Here is a 19,869-nt window from a genome sequence, read left to right as displayed (position 1 = left end):
GTATAGTAAAATCAACATTCGAATTTAGTTAGAGAAAGAGAGTTCATAACTGTGAGAAGGATAATCATAAATGAAAAAACAAAAGAAACAAGATGTGCTGTTCTTGAGGAAGAGCAACTTGTTGAAATTCATCAATCATATTCCTCAGAAGATGAAATTATAGGGAATATTTTTGCAGGTCGAGTTAAAAAGGTTTTGCCAGGTATGCAGGCTGCGTTTGTTGATATCGGATTACCTCATAATGGCTATTTGCATCGTAATGATTTGGTGAGCTTTCAACTTGCGGAAGCTTCTACAAACTCATCCATCTCACATTATGTTAGAGAAGGTGAGCTACTGCTTGTACAAGTCGTTAAAAGCGGAACAGATCAAAAAGGACCTAAACTAACAACAAATATTGAATTTGGTGGCAGTCATTTAGTGTATATGCCCTATGGCAATTATAAAGCTGTGTCTAAAAAAATCGCAGATGAAGCAGAGAGAAATCGCCTTTTGGCTCTTACAGAGGAATTTTGTAAGAATCAAGAGGGGATTCTTTTGCGTACGGCAAGTAAAGGGAAATCCAAGAAAGATCTAGAGGAAGAGTATAATAGTCTGAAGAAAAAGTTTGAACAAGTGAAAAAGACAGCTATTTCGAAGCCACAATGTGTATATGAAGCAAGGAGTTTTGTTGATCGTCTTTTGAATGAAATGTCTATTAATAAGGAAGACACGTTAATCAGTGATCAACTTGAACGTGTGCAAAGCCTTAAAACAGAATATCCCGAGTCATCAATCCTTTATCATGATAAAAAGGAAGGAATATTCTCATTTTATAAAATTGAGCAGGAAATAGAGAAATTATTGAAACAAATTGTTTGGTTAAAGAACGGTGCATACATCATTATTGAACAAACAGAGGCCATGACGATAATTGACGTAAATACCGGAAAATTTTCCGGGAAATTATCGATGCGTGACACCGTTTTGAAAACAAACGAATTGGCTGCAATTGAGGCGGCAAAACAAATTCGACTTCGTAATCTTAGTGGGATTATTTTAATTGACTTTATTGATATGAAGCAAAAGGAAGATCGACAGTATATTGAAGAAACATTAAAGAAACAAATGAAACAAGACCGTGTGCAGCATAAGGTTTTAGGATTTACCGAGTTAAATATTTTACAAATCACAAGGAAAAAGGTTCGACAACCTGTCGATATTTCGATAACCGAACCATGTAGGCTTTGCAAAGGTACAGGGCGAGTACCATCAGCAGAAGCTATAGCTTTTAAGCTTGAAAGGGAACTATGGGAATATCAATTTATGGATGAGGAAGCTGTGTGGATTGAAGCAACTAATGATGTTATACACTTGTTAGCCGGTGAGAATAATGAACATCTTATTAAACTTGAGGGAATATTAAAATTTAACATTATATGTTCTGAGTATCATACCTCGAACCCAAGCTACCGGATAAAACAGTTTGGAGATTATCATTCAATAATGGAAAGGGTTCGTTCATATTCAAAGGAAAATAAAGTTTAAAGAAAAATCTATTGCATAATCTTTAGGTTTTTGATAATATGTTTAATGTTATGACTTGTAGCGCACCGTGCTACAACCGCTCAAAATAAGGTTGTAAGTAATGCTATGCATTCACCTGATTTTGGCGAGTCTTAGTCTATAGGAGGTGCAGAGAATGTACGCAATTATCGAAACTGGTGGTAAACAAATCAAGGTTGAAGAAGGTCAAGCTATCTACGTTGAAAAACTAGCTGCTGACCAAGGTGAGACTGTTACGTTTGACAAAGTTTTATTTGTAGGTGGAGACAACGTTCAAGTTGGTAGCCCAACTGTAAGTGGTGCTTCTGTAACGGCTAAAGTTGAAAAACAAGGTCGTCAAAAGAAAATCACTGTTTTCAAATACAAAGCTAAGAAAAACTACCGTAAAAAGCAAGGTCACCGTCAGCCTTACACAAAAGTTGTTATTGAAAAAATCAACGCGTAAGGCGATTTGAAATGATAAATGCCAAAATTTATCGTTCAAATGAGGGACTAATTACAGCGTTCATCTTATCTGGACATGCTGAATTCGATGAATACGGCAAGGACATTGTTTGCGCTGGAGCATCTGCTGTTACCTTCGGAGCTGTTAATGCAGTTCTCTCTTTAACAAATATTGAACCACAAATTGATCAAGGAGGAGAAGGTGGATATCTCAAAGTAGAAATCCCTGAAAATCTCGATGCATCAACAAGTGATAAAGTTCAATTGTTATTAGAAGGTATGGTTGTTTCATTACAAACAATTGAAAGAGAGTATGGACAATATATTTCGGTAACTCATCATTAAGCAGGAGGTGAAACTTCATGTTAAGATTAGATCTTCAGTTCTTCGCATCTAAGAAAGGGGTAGGTTCGACTAAAAACGGTCGTGACTCTATCTCAAAACGTCTTGGTGCTAAGCGTGCAGATGGTCAATTCGTTTCTGGTGGTTCAATTCTTTACCGTCAACGCGGTACAAAAATTTACCCAGGTGAAAACGTTGGCCGTGGCGGTGATGATACACTATTCGCAAAAGTTGATGGTGTTGTTAAGTTCGAACGTTTCGGACGTGACCGTAAAAAAGTTAGCGTATATCCAGTAGCTCAAGAAGCTTAATTTTACGAAAAACTCTAACCGGCTAGGTTAGAGTTTTTTAATTAAATGGTTATGTTCATGTTGAATATACCCTTGAATCTACAGTGATTTAGAACAACAATTAGAACTGTACATAAGCTCTCTATTTTTATTCACTCTACTAACACGTCACAAATTTTCACCTTCATTTTATACAATTCTTCTTAAATTAGAAATTACTCCTTAAGTTCTAATACAATGTTTGTTATAATTTTTAATACAGCCTAAAAATAAGTATAACTCCTTTATGAAAATGATTTTAATTAAATAGTAGGAGAAATTGTATGAAAAACAATCAAAATGATATGAATATTATTGATCTTTTAAGTCATTCCAGACATGATTGGATGAATAAATTGCAGTTAATTAAGGGGAATATGTCACTACAAAAATATGATCGTGTTCAGGATATTATTGAAGAGATTGTCATTGAAGCACAGCAAGAATCAAAGTTGTGTAATCTAAATATGCCTCTATTTGCAAGTTACCTCATGACGTTTAATTGGTTTAGTCATCATTTTACATTAGAATATGAAGTTTTAGGTGATATAAAAAGCATTTCACACTATGATGAACCAATTGCAAAATGGAGTAAGGAATTTTTGGATATACTAGATAACAGCGTTGATTATTCTGGTGAAAATCATGTAAGTATTACTTTGAATACAGGTCATTCAAATGAAGAAGGAATTCGTTTCTTTTTTGATTTTGAAGGCATACTAAAAGATAAAGAGCAAATAATGAATTGGTTTAAAAGATCAGGGAATCATTCTATTCAGGTAGATGAACTGGAAATTAGTAGATACCAGATAACGGTAGCGTTATCACTCAGGTGATTCAAATTACTCATTTTCTTAAATAGTAAGCTGAATATAGCTTACTTTATGTATAGGTATGTAGAACGGAGGAAGACAAATGTTTGTCGATCAGGTCAAGGTTTATGTAAAAGGTGGCGACGGTGGAAACGGAATGGTTGCCTTTCGTCGCGAGAAGTATGTACCAAAGGGAGGTCCTGCTGGTGGTGATGGCGGCAACGGAGCTGACGTTGTTTTTGAAGTAGAAGAAGGTCTACGAACGTTAATGGACTTTAGATACAAACGTCACTTTAAGGCACCTCGTGGAGAACATGGCATGTCAAAAAATCAACATGGGAAAAATTCTTCACCAATGATTGTAAAAGTTCCACCAGGGACTGTTGTGACAGATGAAGAAACAGGACAAGTTATTGCTGATTTAACTGAACATGGACAACAAGCGGTTATTGCAAAAGGTGGCCGTGGTGGTAGAGGGAATAGTCGATTTGCAACTCCTGCAAACCCCGCTCCAGAGCTTTCAGAAAATGGTGAACCAGGTATTGAGCGAAATGTTATTTTAGAATTAAAGGTATTAGCTGATGTTGGATTAGTAGGCTTTCCAAGTGTAGGTAAATCTACATTATTATCCGTTGTATCATCTGCAAAACCTAAAATTGCTGAATATCACTTTACAACACTCGTTCCAAATTTAGGAATGGTCGAAACTGAAGATGGAAGAAGCTTCGTTATGGCCGATCTTCCCGGATTGATTGAAGGAGCTCATGAGGGTGTTGGTTTAGGTCATCAGTTCCTTAGACATATTGAAAGAACGCGTGTAATTGTTCATGTGATTGATATGTCCGGGTTAGAGGGAAGAGATCCTTATGAAGACTATTTAACGATTAATGCGGAGTTAAAGGAATATAACTTACGTTTAACGGAAAGACCGCAAATTATTGTAGCCAATAAAATGGACATGCCTGATTCTGAGGAAAATCTTCAATCATTTAAAGAAAAGTTAGAAGAAGATCTACAAATTTTCCCTATTTCGGCAATCACTAGAGAAGGTGTCCGAGAATTATTATACGCAGTTGCAGATGCAATTGAACAAGCTCCAGAATTTCCTCTTTACGAAGAAGAAGAGACAGAAAATCGTGTTGTGTATGAGTTTAAGAAAGAAGAGCCGAATTTTGCCATTTCTCGTGACAGTGAAGGGGCATATGTTCTAACAGGAGAGAAAATTGAAAAACTCTTCAAAATGACAGATTTCTCTCGAGAAGAGTCTGTGAGACGATTTGCACGACAGCTTCGTGGCTTGGGCGTTGATGAAGCATTACGTGAACGTGGAGCAGAAGATGGAGACATTGTGAAATTACTGGATTATGAATTTGAATTCGTTGAATAGCGGATTAAACTAAGCTAGTAGGGAGCTGAACGTTAGCTCTCTTTTTTTATGTCTTAATTAAGATCTATACGTATATTTGGTCAATTTATAAGGAAATTTCGTTTTTCTTCTGAAAAAGGAAGAAATTTAGCCAATATTGTGATAAATTATCTACATTGAGAAAAAAGTGGGAGGGAAATCATGAAGGACGATACCTTTTATTTGGTGCGTGAGGATATATTACCTGAAGCGATGAAAAAAACACTTGAGGTAAAGAAGTTAATAGAAAGAGGGAAGGTAGACTCTGTAGCCGAAGCTGTGCAGCGTGTTGATATGAGCCGTAGCGCTTTTTATAAATATCGAGATGCCGTGTTTCCATTTCACACAATGGTTAAAGAAAAACTGATTACCCTTTTTTTTCACTTAGAAGATCGCAGTGGTACACTTTCTCATTTGTTATCTGTTGTCGCAAATGCTGGTTGTAATGTGTTAACGATACATCAAACGATTCCAATTCAAGGTCGTGCTAATGTGACGCTATCACTTAATACAAATGGGATGACAGAAGAGATTAATCAGCTTATGTCCAAGCTAAGAAGATTAGAGTTTGTTGAAAAGGTTGAAATTTTAGGGCAAGGAGCATAAGGAGTTGAATGGAAGTTGGCAATAAAGGTAGGTTTTTTAGGTCCGAAAGCAACATTTACCCACTTAGCTGTTCAATCATATTTTGGAGATGACATTGAGCAAGTAGCTTACTCCACAATACCGCAATGTATTGATGCAGTGGCTGGTGGGGAGATTGATTTTGCCGTCGTACCTACCGAAAATGCACTTGAAGGATCAGTAAATTTAACGATAGACTATTTAATCCATGAGCAACCATTATATATAGTAGGGGAAATTGTTTCACCAATTGAGCAACACTTTATGGTTCATCCTGCTAATAAAGAGAAATGGGAGCAAGTAACTCGTGTTTATTCACATTCCCATGCTATAGCTCAATGTCATAAATTTTTGCATAACACGTTTAAAGGCATTACATATGACTATGCTACCTCAACAGGAGCTGCAGCTTACTATGTGAGTCAGCATCCCGAAGAACTTGTTGCAGCCATTGCAAACAGGCTAGCAGCTGAGGAATATGGTTTAGAAATTGTTAAGCCTAATATTCATGATTATCACTATAATCATACTCGTTTTGCCATTGTTCATCCGTCACTTGATGGGAAGTATCCAAGTTCGAAATTGGTGTCGGAAAAGGAAAAAACAACTTTGATGGTTACCTTACCATCTGATCAGTCTGGTGCATTGCATCAAGTGTTATCCGCGTTTACTTGGCGCAAGCTAAATCTTTCGAAAATTGAATCAAGACCAATGAAAACTGGTTTAGGAAACTACTTTTTTATCATTGATATTGATATGAAAGTAGATGAAGTCTTAATACCAGGAGCTATCTCAGAATTAGAAGCTCTTGGCTGCGGCGTAAAGCTGTTAGGTACTTATGATGCTTATATGATTAAGCAGGGTGCAGAGAAAGAGGCAAAATAAGAAAGGTTTTGTGAAACGGGATCGGTTTAATTGAATAACCGATGGTTCAAATAAACGGAGTTTTTCCGGTTAGATTGAAGAATGGAACGTGGTTTGGGGGATATAAGCGGAGTTTTTCCGATTAAGCAAAGTAAAATGGTCCATTTTCATCTTTTTCGATTAAATAGGCGGAATCTTTCCGTCTATTTATTCTATTTTTCATGCTAGTTCCTCAATAAGAGAAATTTCTCCGCTTATTTAGTAGCTTACTTCCTGTTGATTCTTGAAGGTTTTAGAAATCACTTAATCTGGCTTATCTTGGTATAAAAAATGCTTGGAGCATATATGTCTCCAAGCATTTTGTTTGCTGATTTACTTGCCAAATTGTTTTTAAGCCTAGCACGAATTACTATACGAAATGCAATGTTAATTCGTATATTGTACTTCAAAACAGAACCCGTGACCTTTTGGGTCATCTTTTTATGATTCTTTTATTAAAAATCCAGCCTTATTTAACTCTTCACAAGCTAAATCTAGTTTTTCGCTTGTATCGGCTTGCAATGTATGAAGGTGTAGACCTTCTGTTAATTGTGATAAATAAGCTGCATTATGCTGATTGATTTTTTTCATAAACTCTTTTACATCATTTCGGTTTCCAACCATAATAGATGCTGTTAAGTCACCGTAAACAGGATGTTCAACAATAACATCTTTGATGAAAACACCGTGGTCCACAAGTATGGTTAGTTCCTCTTCTGTTCGTTCAGGATTATGACTACATGCAATAATACGTTCATGCAGCTTTTGTTCACTAGTTTCTTTATTTAAATAAACATAGCCTTGACTTGTTGCCATAATTGGATGGTTTTTGGCTTTTAATAGCGAAATATCCTGTACAATAACTTGTCTGCTTACATTCGCTAAGGTTGCTAGCTCTCCACCTGTGATGGGCTCCTCGGCATTTATTAGTCTATCTAATAATAGGTTTCTTCGCTCTTCTCCTAAAATTTTATCTTTCATTTTCATTCCTCCAGAGTACACTCTATACACTAGTAAACCATTGCTCTTTATATTCGATCAAGTTTTTTAGAAATTTTCTACAATTCTTATTAAAACATCAGTAAAACGTCTAATATGTTCTTCAGTTGTATCCTTTCCGAAAGATGCCCTAATAAATTGCTTTGCTTCTTGGTCGCTATATCCTAATGCAACAACAGATTTCGGGGGAGCCTGCATTCCGACTTGACATGCACTTCCTGTTGATACAGCAAAGCCAAACCGATTACATTCGAGCATGACGTATTGTCCCTCGATTCCCTTCACCATAATAGGCAGTATGTTTGGCAGAGAGTGAAACTTGTCGTCCCAGTTTAATACAGTTATTTTTTCGTTATAAGGTTGAAGTAAGTCAAAAAACAAATTTTTCAACCTTTGATAGTGATTGTAGAAGTCTTTTCTGTTAGTCATTATATCATTAGCAGCTGTTGCAAATGCTGCAACGGCCGGGACATCGACTGTTCCAGGACGAAACCCGGATTCATGTGTTGTACCTTCTATGACTGGGTGCCAATGAATAGATGGATTTATATATGCTGCCCCAATTCCTTTAGGTCCATAAATTTTATGACCTGAAATCGATATTGCATCAATATTGGTGACATTCAGAGGTATTTTTCCAAATGTTTGAACACAATCACTATGAAAAATAATTCCCATTTCTTTTAAAAATAGTCCAATTTCTTCAATAGGCTGTATGCTTCCAATCTCTGAATTACCGTGTTGAATGGAGACAAGTCCTGTATCACTCTTTATTGCCTTTTTTACTGAAGATAATGAAATGTTCCCATATTGATCAGGAGATAAGAAAGTTACTTCAAACCCTTCAGATTCTAATCTTTTGAAAAAAGTAAAAAGAGAAGAATGCTCCATTACAGTGGTAATCAAATGTTTTTTGTTAGAATCTAAGCCATTTAATAAAGATTGAATTGCAATTATATTTGCTTCACTACCTCCGCTTGTAAAATAAACGCCTTTTTCACTTCCCCCAATAGAATCTCCAATGATTTTTCTAGAGGCATGTAGTGTTTTTGCTGAAATTTCCCCAATATCATGTAAGCTGCTGCTGTTTCCAAAAGCATTTTTTGCGGCTTTAGTATATATGTGAAGAGCATTGTCACTCATTGGTGTTGTTGCTGCATAGTCAAGGTAAATCACGGTATCCCTCCTATTACTCTAATAATCTTACAAAGATCGAAATAAAAACTCTTGTCATTATTTTAAATTTATGTAAATATAGGTGTCAAGACAGGTGTAAATTACAGGAGGGGTGTTATGCCTCAAACAGATGTTATTATTATCGGTAGTGGACTTGCGGCACTTTCTGCTGCGTATCATCTTCGTTACCTGAATGTCACAATCATTACAAAGTCTTCATGGTCAGCAAGTAATTCAATGCTTGCACAAGGTGGAGTCGCTGCTGCTGTAGATTCAAAAGATACTTGGAAGCTTCATTATGAAGATACTTTGGCTGCTGGCTGTGATCATAATCATGTGCAGAATGTTGAGTACCTTGTACAAGATGGTCCTTCTGAAATCCAGAAATTAATTCAAAATGGAATGAATTTTGATACTGATTCATACGGACAATTATTGCTTGGTAAAGAAGGGGCTCATAGTAGGAATCGAATTATTCATGCTGGTGGAGATGCAACTGGAAAAGAGTTGACTACTTTCTTGTATCAGAAGACGAAGAAATATGTTTCTATGATTGAAAATGAAATGGCGATCGAGCTAGTGATTGACAATGGAAAATGTGTTGGTGTTTATACAAAGAACGACAAAGGGGAATGTCAGCAATACCTAGCAAGTAAAACAATTATTGCAAGTGGTGGCTGTGGAGCTGTTTATGGCCATACCTCAAATGCTGATGTAATCACAGGTGATGGAATTGCAATGGCATATAGAGCAGGAGCAAACATCGCTGATATGGAATTTATTCAATTTCACCCTACGATGCTTCATATAGATGGAAAGTGTGTTGGTCTTATTTCTGAGGCTGTTCGAGGAGAAGGAGCCATTTTAATTAATCAAAATGACGAAGCATTTATGAGGAAATTGCATCCTCAAGCTGACTTGGCCTCAAGAGATATTGTTTCAAGAGCCATTTTCTATGAAATGAGAAAAGGAAATCGTGTTTTTCTAGATATCTCTATGATCGAGAACTTTTCTTTAAGATTTCCCACGATTTCTGCACTTTGCAGACAATATGGAGTAAAACTTGAATCTGGAAAAATCCCCGTAGCGCCTGGCATGCATTTTTTGATGGGTGGTATCGTTACAAATGATAAAGGGGAGACAAGTATTAAGAATTTATATGCTATTGGAGAAGCGGCATGTACAGGTGTACACGGTGCCAACCGGTTAGCGAGCAACTCCTTATTAGAAGGGCTTGTATTCGGTCAAAGATTGGCAACTTATCTTTTATCACAGCCTTTTGAACATCAAAGTACAACGAATTTCAGTCTTCACTCAAATGAAATAAGTCATTATGACAACAAAAAACTTCCGACTAAACACGAAATTCAAGAAATCATGACAAAATATGTTGGAATTCAAAGAACAGAGGAAGAGCTTCTTATCGCTAAGCAATGGTTTGAATCTTATCAGGATCAGGTCTCTTTTTGGGATATTAATGTGAAGGATTTCACAATAGATGAAATAGAAAGAACAAATATGCTGACAGTTGGTTGGTTGATTACTACTTCTTCTCTTAGCAGGACTGAGAGTAGAGGCGGTCATTATCGTTTAGATTATCCAAATCAAGTAGAAAAATGGCATCGAAAACAAGTTTTTCGATCAAAGAATGAAATGGTTGTGGGGGTATAAAAATGAATGTCATAAAACTAAAGAAAAAGTTGGAAGAGTTTTTCTTAGAAGACCTAGGTGAATTAGATATATCAAGTCAGACCATCTTCGGTGAGAAGTCTAGAGGAGAGGCCGTTATTCTTGCAAAGGAAGAAGGAGTATTTGCAGGTGCTAACGTGATTGAAATTGGCTATTCTTTATTTCAATCAGATATAAAAGTAAATCTTAAAAAACAAGATGGTGATCTTCTTCAAAAAGGAGACATTATTGCAGAAATTGAAGGACCGGTTGCCGTTATTTTAAGCGGAGAACGTGTCATCTTAAATCTGCTTCAACGCATGAGTGGAATTGCAACATTAACAAATAAAGCTGTTCACTTACTTGGATCAAATACGACAAGAATTTGTGATACGAGAAAAACATCGCCTGGTTTAAGAATGTTTGAAAAATACGCTGTTCGTTGTGGTGGCGGATTTAATCATCGTTTTGGATTGTATGATGGAGTGATGATTAAAGATAATCATATCGCCTTTTCTGGCTCCATTACAAATGCTGTAAATAAAGTAAGAGAAAGTACGGGTCATATGGTAAAGGTTGAAGTGGAAATTGAAACAGAGGAGCAGTTACTAGAAGCAATTGATTCAGGTGCGGATGTTATTATGTTTGATAACCGTTCACCAGAAGAGGTGGCAAGGTTTGCAGAAATAACACCAAAGCATATTATCAGCGAAGCTTCTGGTGGAATTGGCTTACACAATTTAGCGGATTATCGTCATACGAATGTTGACTATATTTCCTTAGGAATGCTCACACACTCATACAAATCATTAGATATAAGCTTAAATGTAAAATAGGGGGGAACATCAATGGAACTGTTAGATATCCTTGAACATGAAAAGAAAGAAATGATGCCGGAATCCTACAAAAATTTAACAACGGCAGAAATGGAAAGAAGAGTAAAGGAAATTAAAGAGAAATTCGGTTCAAAGCTCTATATACCTGGACATCATTATCAGAAAGATGAAGTTGTTCAATTCTCTGATGTTACTGGTGATTCTCTGCAATTAGCGCAAGCAGCAGCATTAAATAAAGAGGCTGAGTATATTGTCTTTTGCGGTGTTCATTTTATGGCTGAAACAGCAGATATGTTAACATCAGAAAATCAAAAAGTGATCCTACCGGATATGAGAGCCGGGTGTTCAATGGCTGATATGGCAGATATCGATCAAACGGATCGTGCGTGGGAAAAGCTGCAAATTGTTTTTGGAGATACAATTCTTCCACTAACTTATGTTAACTCGACTGCTGCTATTAAAGCATTTGTTGGTAAAAATGGTGGAGCAACGGTAACATCATCCAATGCAAAAAAAATGCTAGAATGGGCATTTACTCAAAAACAACGGATATTATTTTTACCGGATCAGCATTTAGGAAGAAATACAGCTTATGACTTAGGGGTGCCTTTAGACAAAATGGCAATCTGGAATCCGATTACGAATGAGCTGGAGTATGATGGTAATAATGTAGAAGAAATTGTTGTCATTCTTTGGAAGGGGCATTGTTCCGTTCATGAGAATTTTACAGTAAAGAATATTGAACATATCCGAAAAACGGAACCTGATATGAATATCATTGTTCACCCTGAATGCAGTCGTGAGGTTGTCGGCTTATCTGATTACGCCGGTTCTACTAAATATATTATTGATATGATCGAGGCAGCTGAACCAGGAACAAAGTGGGCAATTGGAACAGAAATGAACCTTGTAAATCGACTCATCCAAAATCATTCTGATAAAAAGATTGTTTCATTAAATCCGTTTATGTGCCCGTGTTTAACAATGAACCGAATTGACTTGCCTCATCTTCTCTGGTCCTTAGAAGGACTTGAAAAAGAAGAAATCTCTAACCAAATTGTTGTACCAGAACACATTACAAAAGATGCTGTATTAGCATTAGACCGTATGCTTGCAAATGTATAAAATACACCTAAAAGGAATCGACTTGGTCGGTTCTTTTTTTATTTTAATGGGATAACTTAATACTTTTTAAAAAAACTCTAATAATTTTCAAAACCGAATCATAGTATTGTAACAAGGTCTGTTTCCATAGGTTTATCCACTTTTATTATCATTTTATTCATATTCGCCATTTCTTACTCATAAATTGTTATGAAGATTAATGGCATTATCTGAATTCTTTATAACTTGCTCAAGCAACATAATGATTTCTTCATTTTATCGAACATCATTATGTTCATTCATTCATCGAAGAAGTTGACTTAGATTTACTTTTAGGCTTAGGAGGGAAAGCATTGAAAATTCATATTGTACAAAAAGGCGACACTCTTTGGAAAATTGCAAAAAAATACGGAGTTGATTTTGAAGAGTTAAAAGGAATGAATACACAATTAAGTAATCCAGATCTTATCATGCCTGGGATGAAGATCAAAGTACCTTCTGGTAATGTGGCTGTAAAAAAGGAAGCACCAATTAAGAAGGAAGCACCTATACAGCAAACAGCGCCAATAAAAAAAGAGGCTCCTATACAGCAAACTGCACCAATTCAAGAGGAGGCACCTATCCAGAAGCAAATGCCTAAGGCTGAGCACCCATTTGCAAAAGAAAAGCCTAAGGCAGTTGTAGATGTTGAAGACACTATGCCAAAAGAGCCTTTATCAGAAAAACCATCAAAACCTTATATACCGCCTGTACCAAATGCACAACATCCGGTATATACTGGCATGGATGTGAATAATTATTATACGGTGAATATGGCAATGATGCCAAACATGGCAAATCCACAACTTCCACCAAAACCGGCAAATGTCTTACCTGATATGACAAAAGTAGACGCAGAAGAAAAACTAGAGCCATTTTACTTACCAGAAGAAACAGAAGATAAGGAGGATTTAAAAGATATGGCCAATATGCCGAATGTTCCAAACATGCCGAATTTAGCTAATATGGCAAATGTCCCGAATGTCCCTAATATGCCACAAATGCAGATGCCTGCTTATAACCAGCCGGCAATGTATCAGCCGCAATATGTTTCACCACAGTATATGGTACCTGTTTCACCAGTCTTACCAGGATCAGGGCTTTGTCCACCTGCTCCATACTATCCAATGCAAATGCCATATGGATATGGACCGGGAATGATGCCAAACCAACCCTATCCAACAGCAGTAAGTCCTGAGGAATATGATGAAGATGATGATTATGATTATGAAAATCAAGGACATATGCCAAATATGCCATACCCGCAAGCAGCAGCACCTGCACAATATGCACCTAACTTTCCGGTGAATCCATATGCAGGGGTACCAGTTTCACCAGTTATGCCTGGACCTGGCTTTACAGGATATCCTAATCAGGTTATGGGTGCTTATGATGAAATGCCAGATGATTATGATTATGACCAACCACAAATGCCAAATATGCCATATCCACAGGCAGTAGCACCAGCATATGACCAAAATGATTGTGGTTGCGGTGGTCCGACGCCATACGCGAATCCATATCAATATGGCGGATACCCTATGGCCCAACCATATGGCGGTTTTCCAGCTCAGCAGCCGTATCAACAGCTATATCAACAGCCATATCAACAGCCATTTATGGCTCAACCAGGTTATGCCCCATATGGTGCAGGTCCTTATGGATACAATCCAGCGCAACCAGTTCCAGGTGGTCAAATGTTTGGAATGCCTAATTATGATGAACGTGATGAAGAGGAAGAAGATTAATTTGCTTAAAAGCAAGGGTGAAAGCACCCTTGCTTTTTTCTTTCAATAAGTACAAGTTATTTTCTAAAGTCAGCACCATATTTTTAATTTGTTACCTTTAACTAACAGACTTATTTTCCCTTGCTTGTACAAGATAATACATGAGCGATCATCATGCTCAGATAGTATCTTGGGGAGGTTATTGATTTGACAAAAGGTAAAAAAGCTACTGCTTTAACAGCAATTGCACTGTTAACAACGGGTTTAACAGCTTGTAATGGAGATCAAGGTGCCTTAGAAAACAATAACAATAATCAAGCTCAGCCTATGGGATACTATACAAATGAAGGTAACGGTGCAGATAACGAAGGTCCTGTTACTGAAATGATGGATGGAATGAATGGCGAAAATAATCGTAATTATTTTCAACGAGTTAACAATCGGTATGATAACCGTAATATGAGCAATCCAACTGTCCCGCTAGGTAATAATGATAACGGTCTTGTTCGTGACAACCGCTATAGTCATGGAGATGCGAATTATCACCGCCATTTAAATGAAGTGGGATATTATAACCGTGGTGATGGTGAAATTGCTCAAAAAGTGAAAAACTCCGTTGAAAAAATGGACAACGTTGAGGATGCGCGAGTCATTGTTACAGATGACAATGTGCTTGTTGCGATTGATACGAATGATCGAAATGACAAAGATATGAAGCAAAAGGTAACAAAAGAGCTTCAAAAAATGTCAGAGGGACGCAATATTCAAGTTTACACAGATGACGGAACGTTTACACGCATTCGAAATATTGATAACGATATTCAAAATGCTGTAGACAGAGATGTCATTGATACAGATGTTAATGAATTATTGAATGACCTAGGAGATGCGGTTCAACGCCCTTTTAATAATAACCGTTAAACAAGGAGCTTTGCTCCTTGTTTTTTAAATTTTTTCGGGGGTGAAAATTTTTTGGTTAAAACTTCTATAAATGGTCACAATATAAAATGATTTAATAATCATTAGCGAGGTGAGATAGGTGAGAATGTTTCATCGAAGCCGCATCCTTACCATTTGTAGTTTTGTAGGAGTTATGTTGTTTATCAGTCTTTTAAATGTAAATCAACAGCCTATTCACGCTGAAGAACATAGTGTACAGGAGCCTTTAACAGTAAAGGTTATATTGAAAAGAAAATACTTAGATGGAGAAATCAGTGAGGAAGTTACAAAGGAAACCATCTTATCAATGAAAGATTTTTGGGCCGAGTATAAGGATTGGCAATTGCTAAATCAAGAAGAGGATAGAGTTGTCTTTCAAAAAAATATTGATGATATCTCTCCGTTATTAAAGACAAATGGCTATTTTGGTATTGCTGGTGATGGCACATTAACGATCTTTAATGGAAAGCCAAAAACAAATGAAGTCATTCAATCATTTTTTCAGTTAGATGTTGAGAAATTAGAGAGTCGAAAACATGATGAACTTAAAGAGGGAATTCGTATTCAATCTAAAGATCAATATCTAGAAGTCTTACAAAACCTTCAGTATTATTCAAAAACCGAAAAACAATAAAAATTAGAGCTAATCTAAAGAGTTTCTCTTAGGTTAGCTCTTTTTCTAATAAGGAAAAAAGTAAAACTTTTCTTAAAATAAGAAATACGTACAAACATCTTATAATAAATGATAAGATAGAATGATGAGAACAATTGTACCCCTTTTGAGAGATTGAGTGAAAATGACTTCTGAATAGAAACGTTTTTTGATACAATGAGGTACAGTCATAATGAGGTGAAGAAATGATTGAGTTTATTAAAGGGTTTGTTGATGATATAACCCCTGAGCACATTGTTATTGATCATCATGGATTAGGATATCAAATTCATGCCCCGAATCCTTACAGCTATACGAAAAGCCGTAAAGAGGAAGTTGTTGTTTATACATATCAACATGTGAGAGAAGATATATTAGCTTTATACGGATTTCCATCAAGGGAAGAAAAGGCGTTATTTATGAAGCTCTTAAATGTGACGGGAATTGGGCCAAAAGGTGCTTTAGCGATACTTGCATCAGGTAATCCTTCACAGGTAATAGAAGCGATTGAAAATGAAAATGATACATTTTTAGTGAAATTCCCAGGTGTTGGGAAGAAAACTGCACGTCAAATAATCTTGGATTTAAAAGGTAAATTAGGAGATGTAGCAGCTCTGTATGCACCAGATCTGTTCAACCATGAAGAGGTAGAGCAAACTGAAACAGCAAATCATGCCTTAAATGAAGCTATTGAGGCATTAAAAGTCTTAGGGTATGCAGAACGGGAAATTAAAAAGATTACCCCTTCTCTACAAGAAGAAAATCTATCAACTGATCAGTATGTAAAAAAAGCTTTGCAAAAGCTATTAAAGTAAGGTGATAACATGGACGAACGTCTTGTTTCAAGTGAAGCAGACTTACAAGAATCATCTCTTGAACAGAGTTTAAGACCTCAAACACTGAGTCAATATATCGGACAGGATAAGGTAAAAGAAAACTTAAAAGTATTTATAGAAGCTGCTAAAATGCGAAGCGAAACTCTTGATCATGTTTTGTTATATGGACCTCCTGGATTAGGAAAAACCACATTGGCAACAATTATTGCCAATGAAATGGGTGTTAATATTCGTACCACATCAGGTCCAGCGATAGAAAGACCTGGAGATTTAGCTGCTATTTTAACGGCTTTGGAACCTGGAGATGTTCTATTTATCGATGAAATTCATCGTTTACATCGATCAATCGAAGAAGTGTTGTATCCTGCAATGGAGGACTTTTGCCTAGATATTGTGATTGGAAAAGGATCGACTGCTCGATCAGTACGATTAGATCTTCCTCCGTTTACTCTCATTGGAGCAACAACAAGGGTTGGTTTATTAACAGCACCTCTTCGCGACCGATTTGGTGTATTAAGTCGACTAGAATATTATAATGAAAAACAGCTTGCCCACATCATTGAGAGAACAGCGGAAATACTAGAAATAGGGTTAGATTACGATGCTGCAGTTGAAATGGCAAGAAGATCAAGAGGAACGCCGAGGATTGCAAATCGTTTGTTAAGAAGGGTTCGAGACTTTGCTCAAGTAACAGGAGTAGAAACGATTACGAATGAATTGGCTACAGACGCTCTTGAGAGATTGCAAGTTGATAAATTAGGTCTTGATCATATTGATCACAAGCTTTTGCTTGGTATTATTGAAAAATTTCGTGGTGGTCCGGTTGGTATTGATACAATTTCGGCAACAATAGGAGAAGAATCACATACAATCGAGGATGTTTATGAACCATACTTATTACAAATAGGGTTTCTTCAACGAACACCAAGAGGAAGAATTGTAACCGACCTTGTTTACCAACATTTTAAAATGGAGGCTCCTCATCATGATTGATTTTCCTAAAGTTATAATGATCATAGGTGGAATCCTTCTTATAGTCGGATTTTTTATGCAGTTTATAGGAAAACTACCAGGAGATATTGTGTTTAAAAAAGGAAATACAACCGTATTTTTCCCGATTGTAACCTGTATTGTTATCAGTATTGTCCTTTCCTTAGTTTTTTCGTTTCTTGGACGATTTAAGTAATAAGTAGATTTAAAATATGTAAGAAGATCGATTAGAAATTAGGTGAATGTATTGAAAGTAGAATTATTTGATTTTTATCTTCCTGAAGAATTAATTGCACAAGTACCATTAAAAGAAAGAGATGCGTCAAGATTAATGGTTCTCCAAAAAGAGACCGGAGACATTCAACATGAAACATTTAAGTCTATTGTTAATTATATTAATCCAGGTGATTGTCTTGTTCTTAACAACACAAGAGTCATGCCAGCCCGACTTTTTGGAGTTAAGGAGGATACAGGAGCAAGTATCGAAATTCTGTTGTTAAAGCAACAAGAAGATGATGTATGGGAAACGCTAGTAAAGCCTGCAAAAAGAGTGAAAGAAGGAACAGTTATCACATTTGGAGCAGGAAATTTAAAAGCAACCTGTGTTGGATCAAGTGAACATGGTGGTCGTTTGTTACGATTTGACTATGAAGGAATTTTTTACGAAGTTTTAGATGCGCTTGGCGAAATGCCATTACCACCATATATTAAAGAGCAACTCGATGACCGCGAAAGATATCAAACTGTTTTTTCACGAGAAATCGGCTCTGCAGCTGCTCCAACAGCAGGCTTGCATTTTACTGAGGAGATTCTTGATGAGCTCAAAAATAAAGGTGTGCATATTGCGTTTATCACTTTGCATGTAGGGTTAGGAACTTTCCGTCCCGTTAGTGCTGAAACAGTAGAAGAGCATGAAATGCATGCTGAATTTTATCAAGTAACAGATGGAACGGCTGCTCTTTTAAATGAAGTTCGCTCAAATGGCGGAAGAATTATCTCTGTTGGTACGACTTCAACTAGAACACTTGAGACCATCGCTTCTAAACACAATGGCAAGTTTGCTAGTGAAAATGGTTGGACAAATATATTTATTTATCCTGGCTACGAGTTTAAAGGGATTGATGGCATGATTACAAATTTCCACCTGCCGAAATCTTCATTAATTATGCTTGTTAGTGCGTTAGCAACACGAGACCATGTTATGCATGCATATGAGACTGCTGTAAAGGAAAAATATCGATTTTTCAGCTTTGGAGATGCTATGCTGATTATCTAATATTGTCCCTTTACTCAAAGGACAAACAGAGCGTTACATTTAAGGAGGAAATAGGGTGTCAACTTCACCAATTCGTTACGAACTTATTAAAACATGTAAACAAACAGGAGCAAGATTAGGAAAGGTACACACCCCTCACGGCAGCTTTGAAACACCGGTGTTTATGCCAGTAGGAACACTTGCGACTGTCAAAACAATGTCTCCTGAAGAATTAAAGGAAATGGGAGCAGGAATTATCTTAAGTAATACATATCATTTGTGGCTCCGTCCAGGAAACGAGATTGTAAAAGAAGCTGGAGGGCTTCATAAATTTATGAATTGGGATCGCGCCATCTTAACAGATTCAGGTGGATTCCAAGTATTCAGTTTAAGTGAATTCCGTAAAATTGAAGAAGAGGGTGTACACTTCAGAAATCATTTGAACGGTGACAAGCTGTTTTTATCTCCTGAAAAAGCGATGCACATTCAAAATGATTTAGGCTCTGATATAATGATGGCATTTGATGAATGTCCACCGTATCCAGCTGAATATGATTATATGAAAAAGTCAGTTGAACGAACAACTCGTTGGGCTGAACGCTGCCTTAAAGCTCACAATAGACCAAATGATCAAGGGTTGTTTGGAATCATTCAAGGTGGGGAATATGAGGAATTACGAAAGCTAAGTGCAAAAGATTTAGTTTCTATGGATTTTCCGGGCTATGCGGTTGGTGGATTATCTGTTGGAGAGCCTAAAGATGTGATGAATCGGGTACTAGAATTTACAACGCCATTAATGCCTTCAAACAAGCCTCGTTATTTAATGGGTGTAGGATCTCCTGACTCATTAATTGATGGAGCTATCCGCGGTATTGATATGTTTGACTGTGTTTTACCAACTCGAATTGCGCGAAACGGTACATTGATGACGAGTGAAGGTCGATTAGTCGTGAAAAATGCAAAATTTGCAAAAGACTTTGGTCCACTGGATGAAAACTGTGACTGTTACACATGTCGTAATTTTTCTCGTGCATACATTCGACATCTTATTAAAAGTGATGAAACGTTCGGCTTAAGATTAACATCTTATCATAATCTTTATTTTCTGGTAAACTTAATGGAGAAAGTTAGACAAGCAATCCGTGAAGATCGTTTAGGCGATTTCCGCGATGAATTCTTTGAAACATATGGTTTTAATAAACCAAATGCTAAAAACTTTTAATACAGGCTTGAAAGGGGTGAAA

Annotated in this window: 21 protein-coding genes and 1 other annotated feature; of the genes, 19 read left to right on the top strand and 2 right to left on the bottom strand. The window is 36.7% G+C overall.

Annotated features, from left to right (window positions below; all coding sequences use genetic code 11):
• Window positions 1-51: 51 nt before the first annotated feature.
• From D9842_RS13355 to pheA, 8 genes are all read left to right on the top strand, one after another.
• Window positions 52-1,527, top strand: coding sequence for an Rne/Rng family ribonuclease (locus D9842_RS13355; protein WP_162987427.1), 1,476 nt, complete (start codon window positions 52-54; stop codon window positions 1,525-1,527).
• A gap of 64 nt (window positions 1,528-1,591) precedes the next feature.
• Window positions 1,592-1,669, top strand: a sequence feature (ribosomal protein L21 leader region).
• A 12-nt stretch (window positions 1,670-1,681) separates the two neighbouring features.
• Window positions 1,682-1,990 (top strand): 50S ribosomal protein L21, encoded by a 309-nt coding sequence (rplU, locus tag D9842_RS13350; protein WP_121662966.1) that lies wholly within the window; start codon window positions 1,682-1,684, stop codon window positions 1,988-1,990.
• Window positions 1,991-2,001: 11 nt separating this feature from the next.
• Entirely contained in the window at window positions 2,002-2,334 is a 333-nt protein-coding gene (locus D9842_RS13345; protein ID WP_098798750.1) for a ribosomal-processing cysteine protease Prp, read from the top strand.
• A 17-nt stretch (window positions 2,335-2,351) separates the two neighbouring features.
• The gene (rpmA, locus tag D9842_RS13340; RefSeq protein WP_026558613.1) at window positions 2,352-2,642 is read left to right on the top strand and encodes a 50S ribosomal protein L27; all 291 of its coding nucleotides are present in this window, start codon (window positions 2,352-2,354) and stop codon (window positions 2,640-2,642) included.
• A 302-nt stretch (window positions 2,643-2,944) separates the two neighbouring features.
• Window positions 2,945-3,496 carry a sporulation initiation phosphotransferase B gene (locus D9842_RS13335; RefSeq protein WP_121662965.1) on the top strand — a complete coding sequence of 184 codons (552 nt, stop codon included), beginning with the start codon at window positions 2,945-2,947 and terminating at the stop codon, window positions 3,494-3,496.
• Between the two features lie 79 nt (window positions 3,497-3,575).
• Complete coding sequence (obgE, locus tag D9842_RS13330) at window positions 3,576-4,859, top strand: GTPase ObgE (protein WP_121662964.1); 1,284 nt, start codon at window positions 3,576-3,578, stop codon at window positions 4,857-4,859.
• 180 nt (window positions 4,860-5,039) lie between these two features.
• Window positions 5,040-5,483: an ACT domain-containing protein gene (locus D9842_RS13325; protein WP_098798757.1), complete on the top strand. Its 444-nt coding sequence runs from the start codon at window positions 5,040-5,042 to the stop codon at window positions 5,481-5,483.
• A gap of 21 nt (window positions 5,484-5,504) precedes the next feature.
• On the top strand, window positions 5,505-6,386 hold the full coding sequence (gene pheA, locus D9842_RS13320; RefSeq protein ID WP_121665066.1) for a prephenate dehydratase: 882 nt from the start codon (window positions 5,505-5,507) through the stop codon (window positions 6,384-6,386).
• A gap of 459 nt (window positions 6,387-6,845) precedes the next feature.
• Here the strand turns inward: pheA and D9842_RS13315 are convergent, their stop codons facing one another.
• Window positions 6,846-7,391 carry a transcription repressor NadR gene (locus D9842_RS13315; RefSeq protein ID WP_121662963.1) on the bottom strand — a complete coding sequence of 182 codons (546 nt, stop codon included), beginning with the start codon at window positions 7,389-7,391 and terminating at the stop codon, window positions 6,846-6,848.
• A gap of 60 nt (window positions 7,392-7,451) precedes the next feature.
• Window positions 7,452-8,579, bottom strand: a complete 1,128-nt coding sequence (locus D9842_RS13310) for an IscS subfamily cysteine desulfurase (protein WP_121662962.1) — start codon at window positions 8,577-8,579, stop codon at window positions 7,452-7,454.
• A 117-nt stretch (window positions 8,580-8,696) separates the two neighbouring features.
• On the opposite strand from D9842_RS13310, the gene nadB reads away from it, so the two are divergent.
• The 11 genes from nadB (at window position 8,697) to tgt (ending at window position 19,847) form a co-directional block, all read left to right on the top strand.
• Window positions 8,697-10,250: an L-aspartate oxidase gene (nadB, locus tag D9842_RS13305; RefSeq protein WP_121662961.1), complete on the top strand. Its 1,554-nt coding sequence runs from the start codon at window positions 8,697-8,699 to the stop codon at window positions 10,248-10,250.
• Between the two features lie 2 nt (window positions 10,251-10,252).
• Entirely contained in the window at window positions 10,253-11,083 is an 831-nt protein-coding gene (nadC, locus tag D9842_RS13300; protein ID WP_121662960.1) for a carboxylating nicotinate-nucleotide diphosphorylase, read from the top strand.
• 12 nt (window positions 11,084-11,095) lie between these two features.
• Window positions 11,096-12,208, top strand: a complete 1,113-nt coding sequence (nadA, locus tag D9842_RS13295) for a quinolinate synthase NadA (protein WP_121662959.1) — start codon at window positions 11,096-11,098, stop codon at window positions 12,206-12,208.
• 332 nt (window positions 12,209-12,540) lie between these two features.
• Complete coding sequence (gene safA / locus D9842_RS13290) at window positions 12,541-13,974, top strand: SafA/ExsA family spore coat assembly protein (protein ID WP_121662958.1); 1,434 nt, start codon at window positions 12,541-12,543, stop codon at window positions 13,972-13,974.
• 186 nt (window positions 13,975-14,160) lie between these two features.
• Window positions 14,161-14,874 (top strand): YhcN/YlaJ family sporulation lipoprotein, encoded by a 714-nt coding sequence (locus D9842_RS13285; protein ID WP_162987426.1) that lies wholly within the window; start codon window positions 14,161-14,163, stop codon window positions 14,872-14,874.
• Window positions 14,875-14,998: 124 nt separating this feature from the next.
• Window positions 14,999-15,526 (top strand): intercompartmental signaling factor BofC, encoded by a 528-nt coding sequence (locus tag D9842_RS13280; protein ID WP_098798766.1) that lies wholly within the window; start codon window positions 14,999-15,001, stop codon window positions 15,524-15,526.
• Between the two features lie 224 nt (window positions 15,527-15,750).
• Window positions 15,751-16,359, top strand: coding sequence for a Holliday junction branch migration protein RuvA (gene ruvA / locus D9842_RS13275; protein WP_121662956.1), 609 nt, complete (start codon window positions 15,751-15,753; stop codon window positions 16,357-16,359).
• Between the two features lie 9 nt (window positions 16,360-16,368).
• Complete coding sequence (gene ruvB, locus D9842_RS13270) at window positions 16,369-17,373, top strand: Holliday junction branch migration DNA helicase RuvB (RefSeq protein ID WP_121662955.1); 1,005 nt, start codon at window positions 16,369-16,371, stop codon at window positions 17,371-17,373.
• Window positions 17,366-17,566 carry a DUF2905 domain-containing protein gene (locus D9842_RS13265; protein WP_121662954.1) on the top strand — a complete coding sequence of 67 codons (201 nt, stop codon included), beginning with the start codon at window positions 17,366-17,368 and terminating at the stop codon, window positions 17,564-17,566. The genes ruvB and D9842_RS13265 overlap by 8 nt, the downstream gene beginning before the upstream one ends.
• 51 nt (window positions 17,567-17,617) lie before the next feature.
• Entirely contained in the window at window positions 17,618-18,646 is a 1,029-nt protein-coding gene (queA, locus tag D9842_RS13260) for a tRNA preQ1(34) S-adenosylmethionine ribosyltransferase-isomerase QueA (protein WP_121662953.1), read from the top strand.
• Window positions 18,647-18,701: 55 nt separating this feature from the next.
• Window positions 18,702-19,847 carry a tRNA guanosine(34) transglycosylase Tgt gene (gene tgt, locus D9842_RS13255; protein ID WP_121662952.1) on the top strand — a complete coding sequence of 382 codons (1,146 nt, stop codon included), beginning with the start codon at window positions 18,702-18,704 and terminating at the stop codon, window positions 19,845-19,847.
• Window positions 19,848-19,869 lie beyond the last annotated feature (22 nt).

Source organism: Metabacillus litoralis (genome assembly GCF_003667825.1).
Lineage (GTDB): Bacteria > Bacillota > Bacilli > Bacillales > Bacillaceae > Metabacillus > Metabacillus litoralis_B.
The sequence above is the reverse complement of the archived record's forward strand: the minus strand, read 5'-3'. Positions and strand labels throughout refer to the sequence as shown.

Coding starts and splice junctions, on each gene's coding strand:
- D9842_RS13325 (WP_098798757.1), top strand. CDS start 5,040: ATGAAGGACGATACCTTTTATTTGGTGCGTGAGGATATATTACCTGAA.
- D9842_RS13315 (WP_121662963.1), bottom strand. CDS start 7,391: ATGAAAATGAAAGATAAAATTTTAGGAGAAGAGCGAAGAAACCTATTA.
- ruvA (WP_121662956.1), top strand. CDS start 15,751: ATGATTGAGTTTATTAAAGGGTTTGTTGATGATATAACCCCTGAGCAC.
- rplU (WP_121662966.1), top strand. CDS start 1,682: ATGTACGCAATTATCGAAACTGGTGGTAAACAAATCAAGGTTGAAGAA.
- nadA (WP_121662959.1), top strand. CDS start 11,096: ATGGAACTGTTAGATATCCTTGAACATGAAAAGAAAGAAATGATGCCG.
- D9842_RS13265 (WP_121662954.1), top strand. CDS start 17,366: ATGATTGATTTTCCTAAAGTTATAATGATCATAGGTGGAATCCTTCTT.
- nadC (WP_121662960.1), top strand. CDS start 10,253: ATGAATGTCATAAAACTAAAGAAAAAGTTGGAAGAGTTTTTCTTAGAA.
- rpmA (WP_026558613.1), top strand. CDS start 2,352: ATGTTAAGATTAGATCTTCAGTTCTTCGCATCTAAGAAAGGGGTAGGT.
- D9842_RS13280 (WP_098798766.1), top strand. CDS start 14,999: ATGTTTCATCGAAGCCGCATCCTTACCATTTGTAGTTTTGTAGGAGTT.
- D9842_RS13345 (WP_098798750.1), top strand. CDS start 2,002: ATGATAAATGCCAAAATTTATCGTTCAAATGAGGGACTAATTACAGCG.
- D9842_RS13335 (WP_121662965.1), top strand. CDS start 2,945: ATGAAAAACAATCAAAATGATATGAATATTATTGATCTTTTAAGTCAT.
- nadB (WP_121662961.1), top strand. CDS start 8,697: ATGCCTCAAACAGATGTTATTATTATCGGTAGTGGACTTGCGGCACTT.
- ruvB (WP_121662955.1), top strand. CDS start 16,369: ATGGACGAACGTCTTGTTTCAAGTGAAGCAGACTTACAAGAATCATCT.
- obgE (WP_121662964.1), top strand. CDS start 3,576: ATGTTTGTCGATCAGGTCAAGGTTTATGTAAAAGGTGGCGACGGTGGA.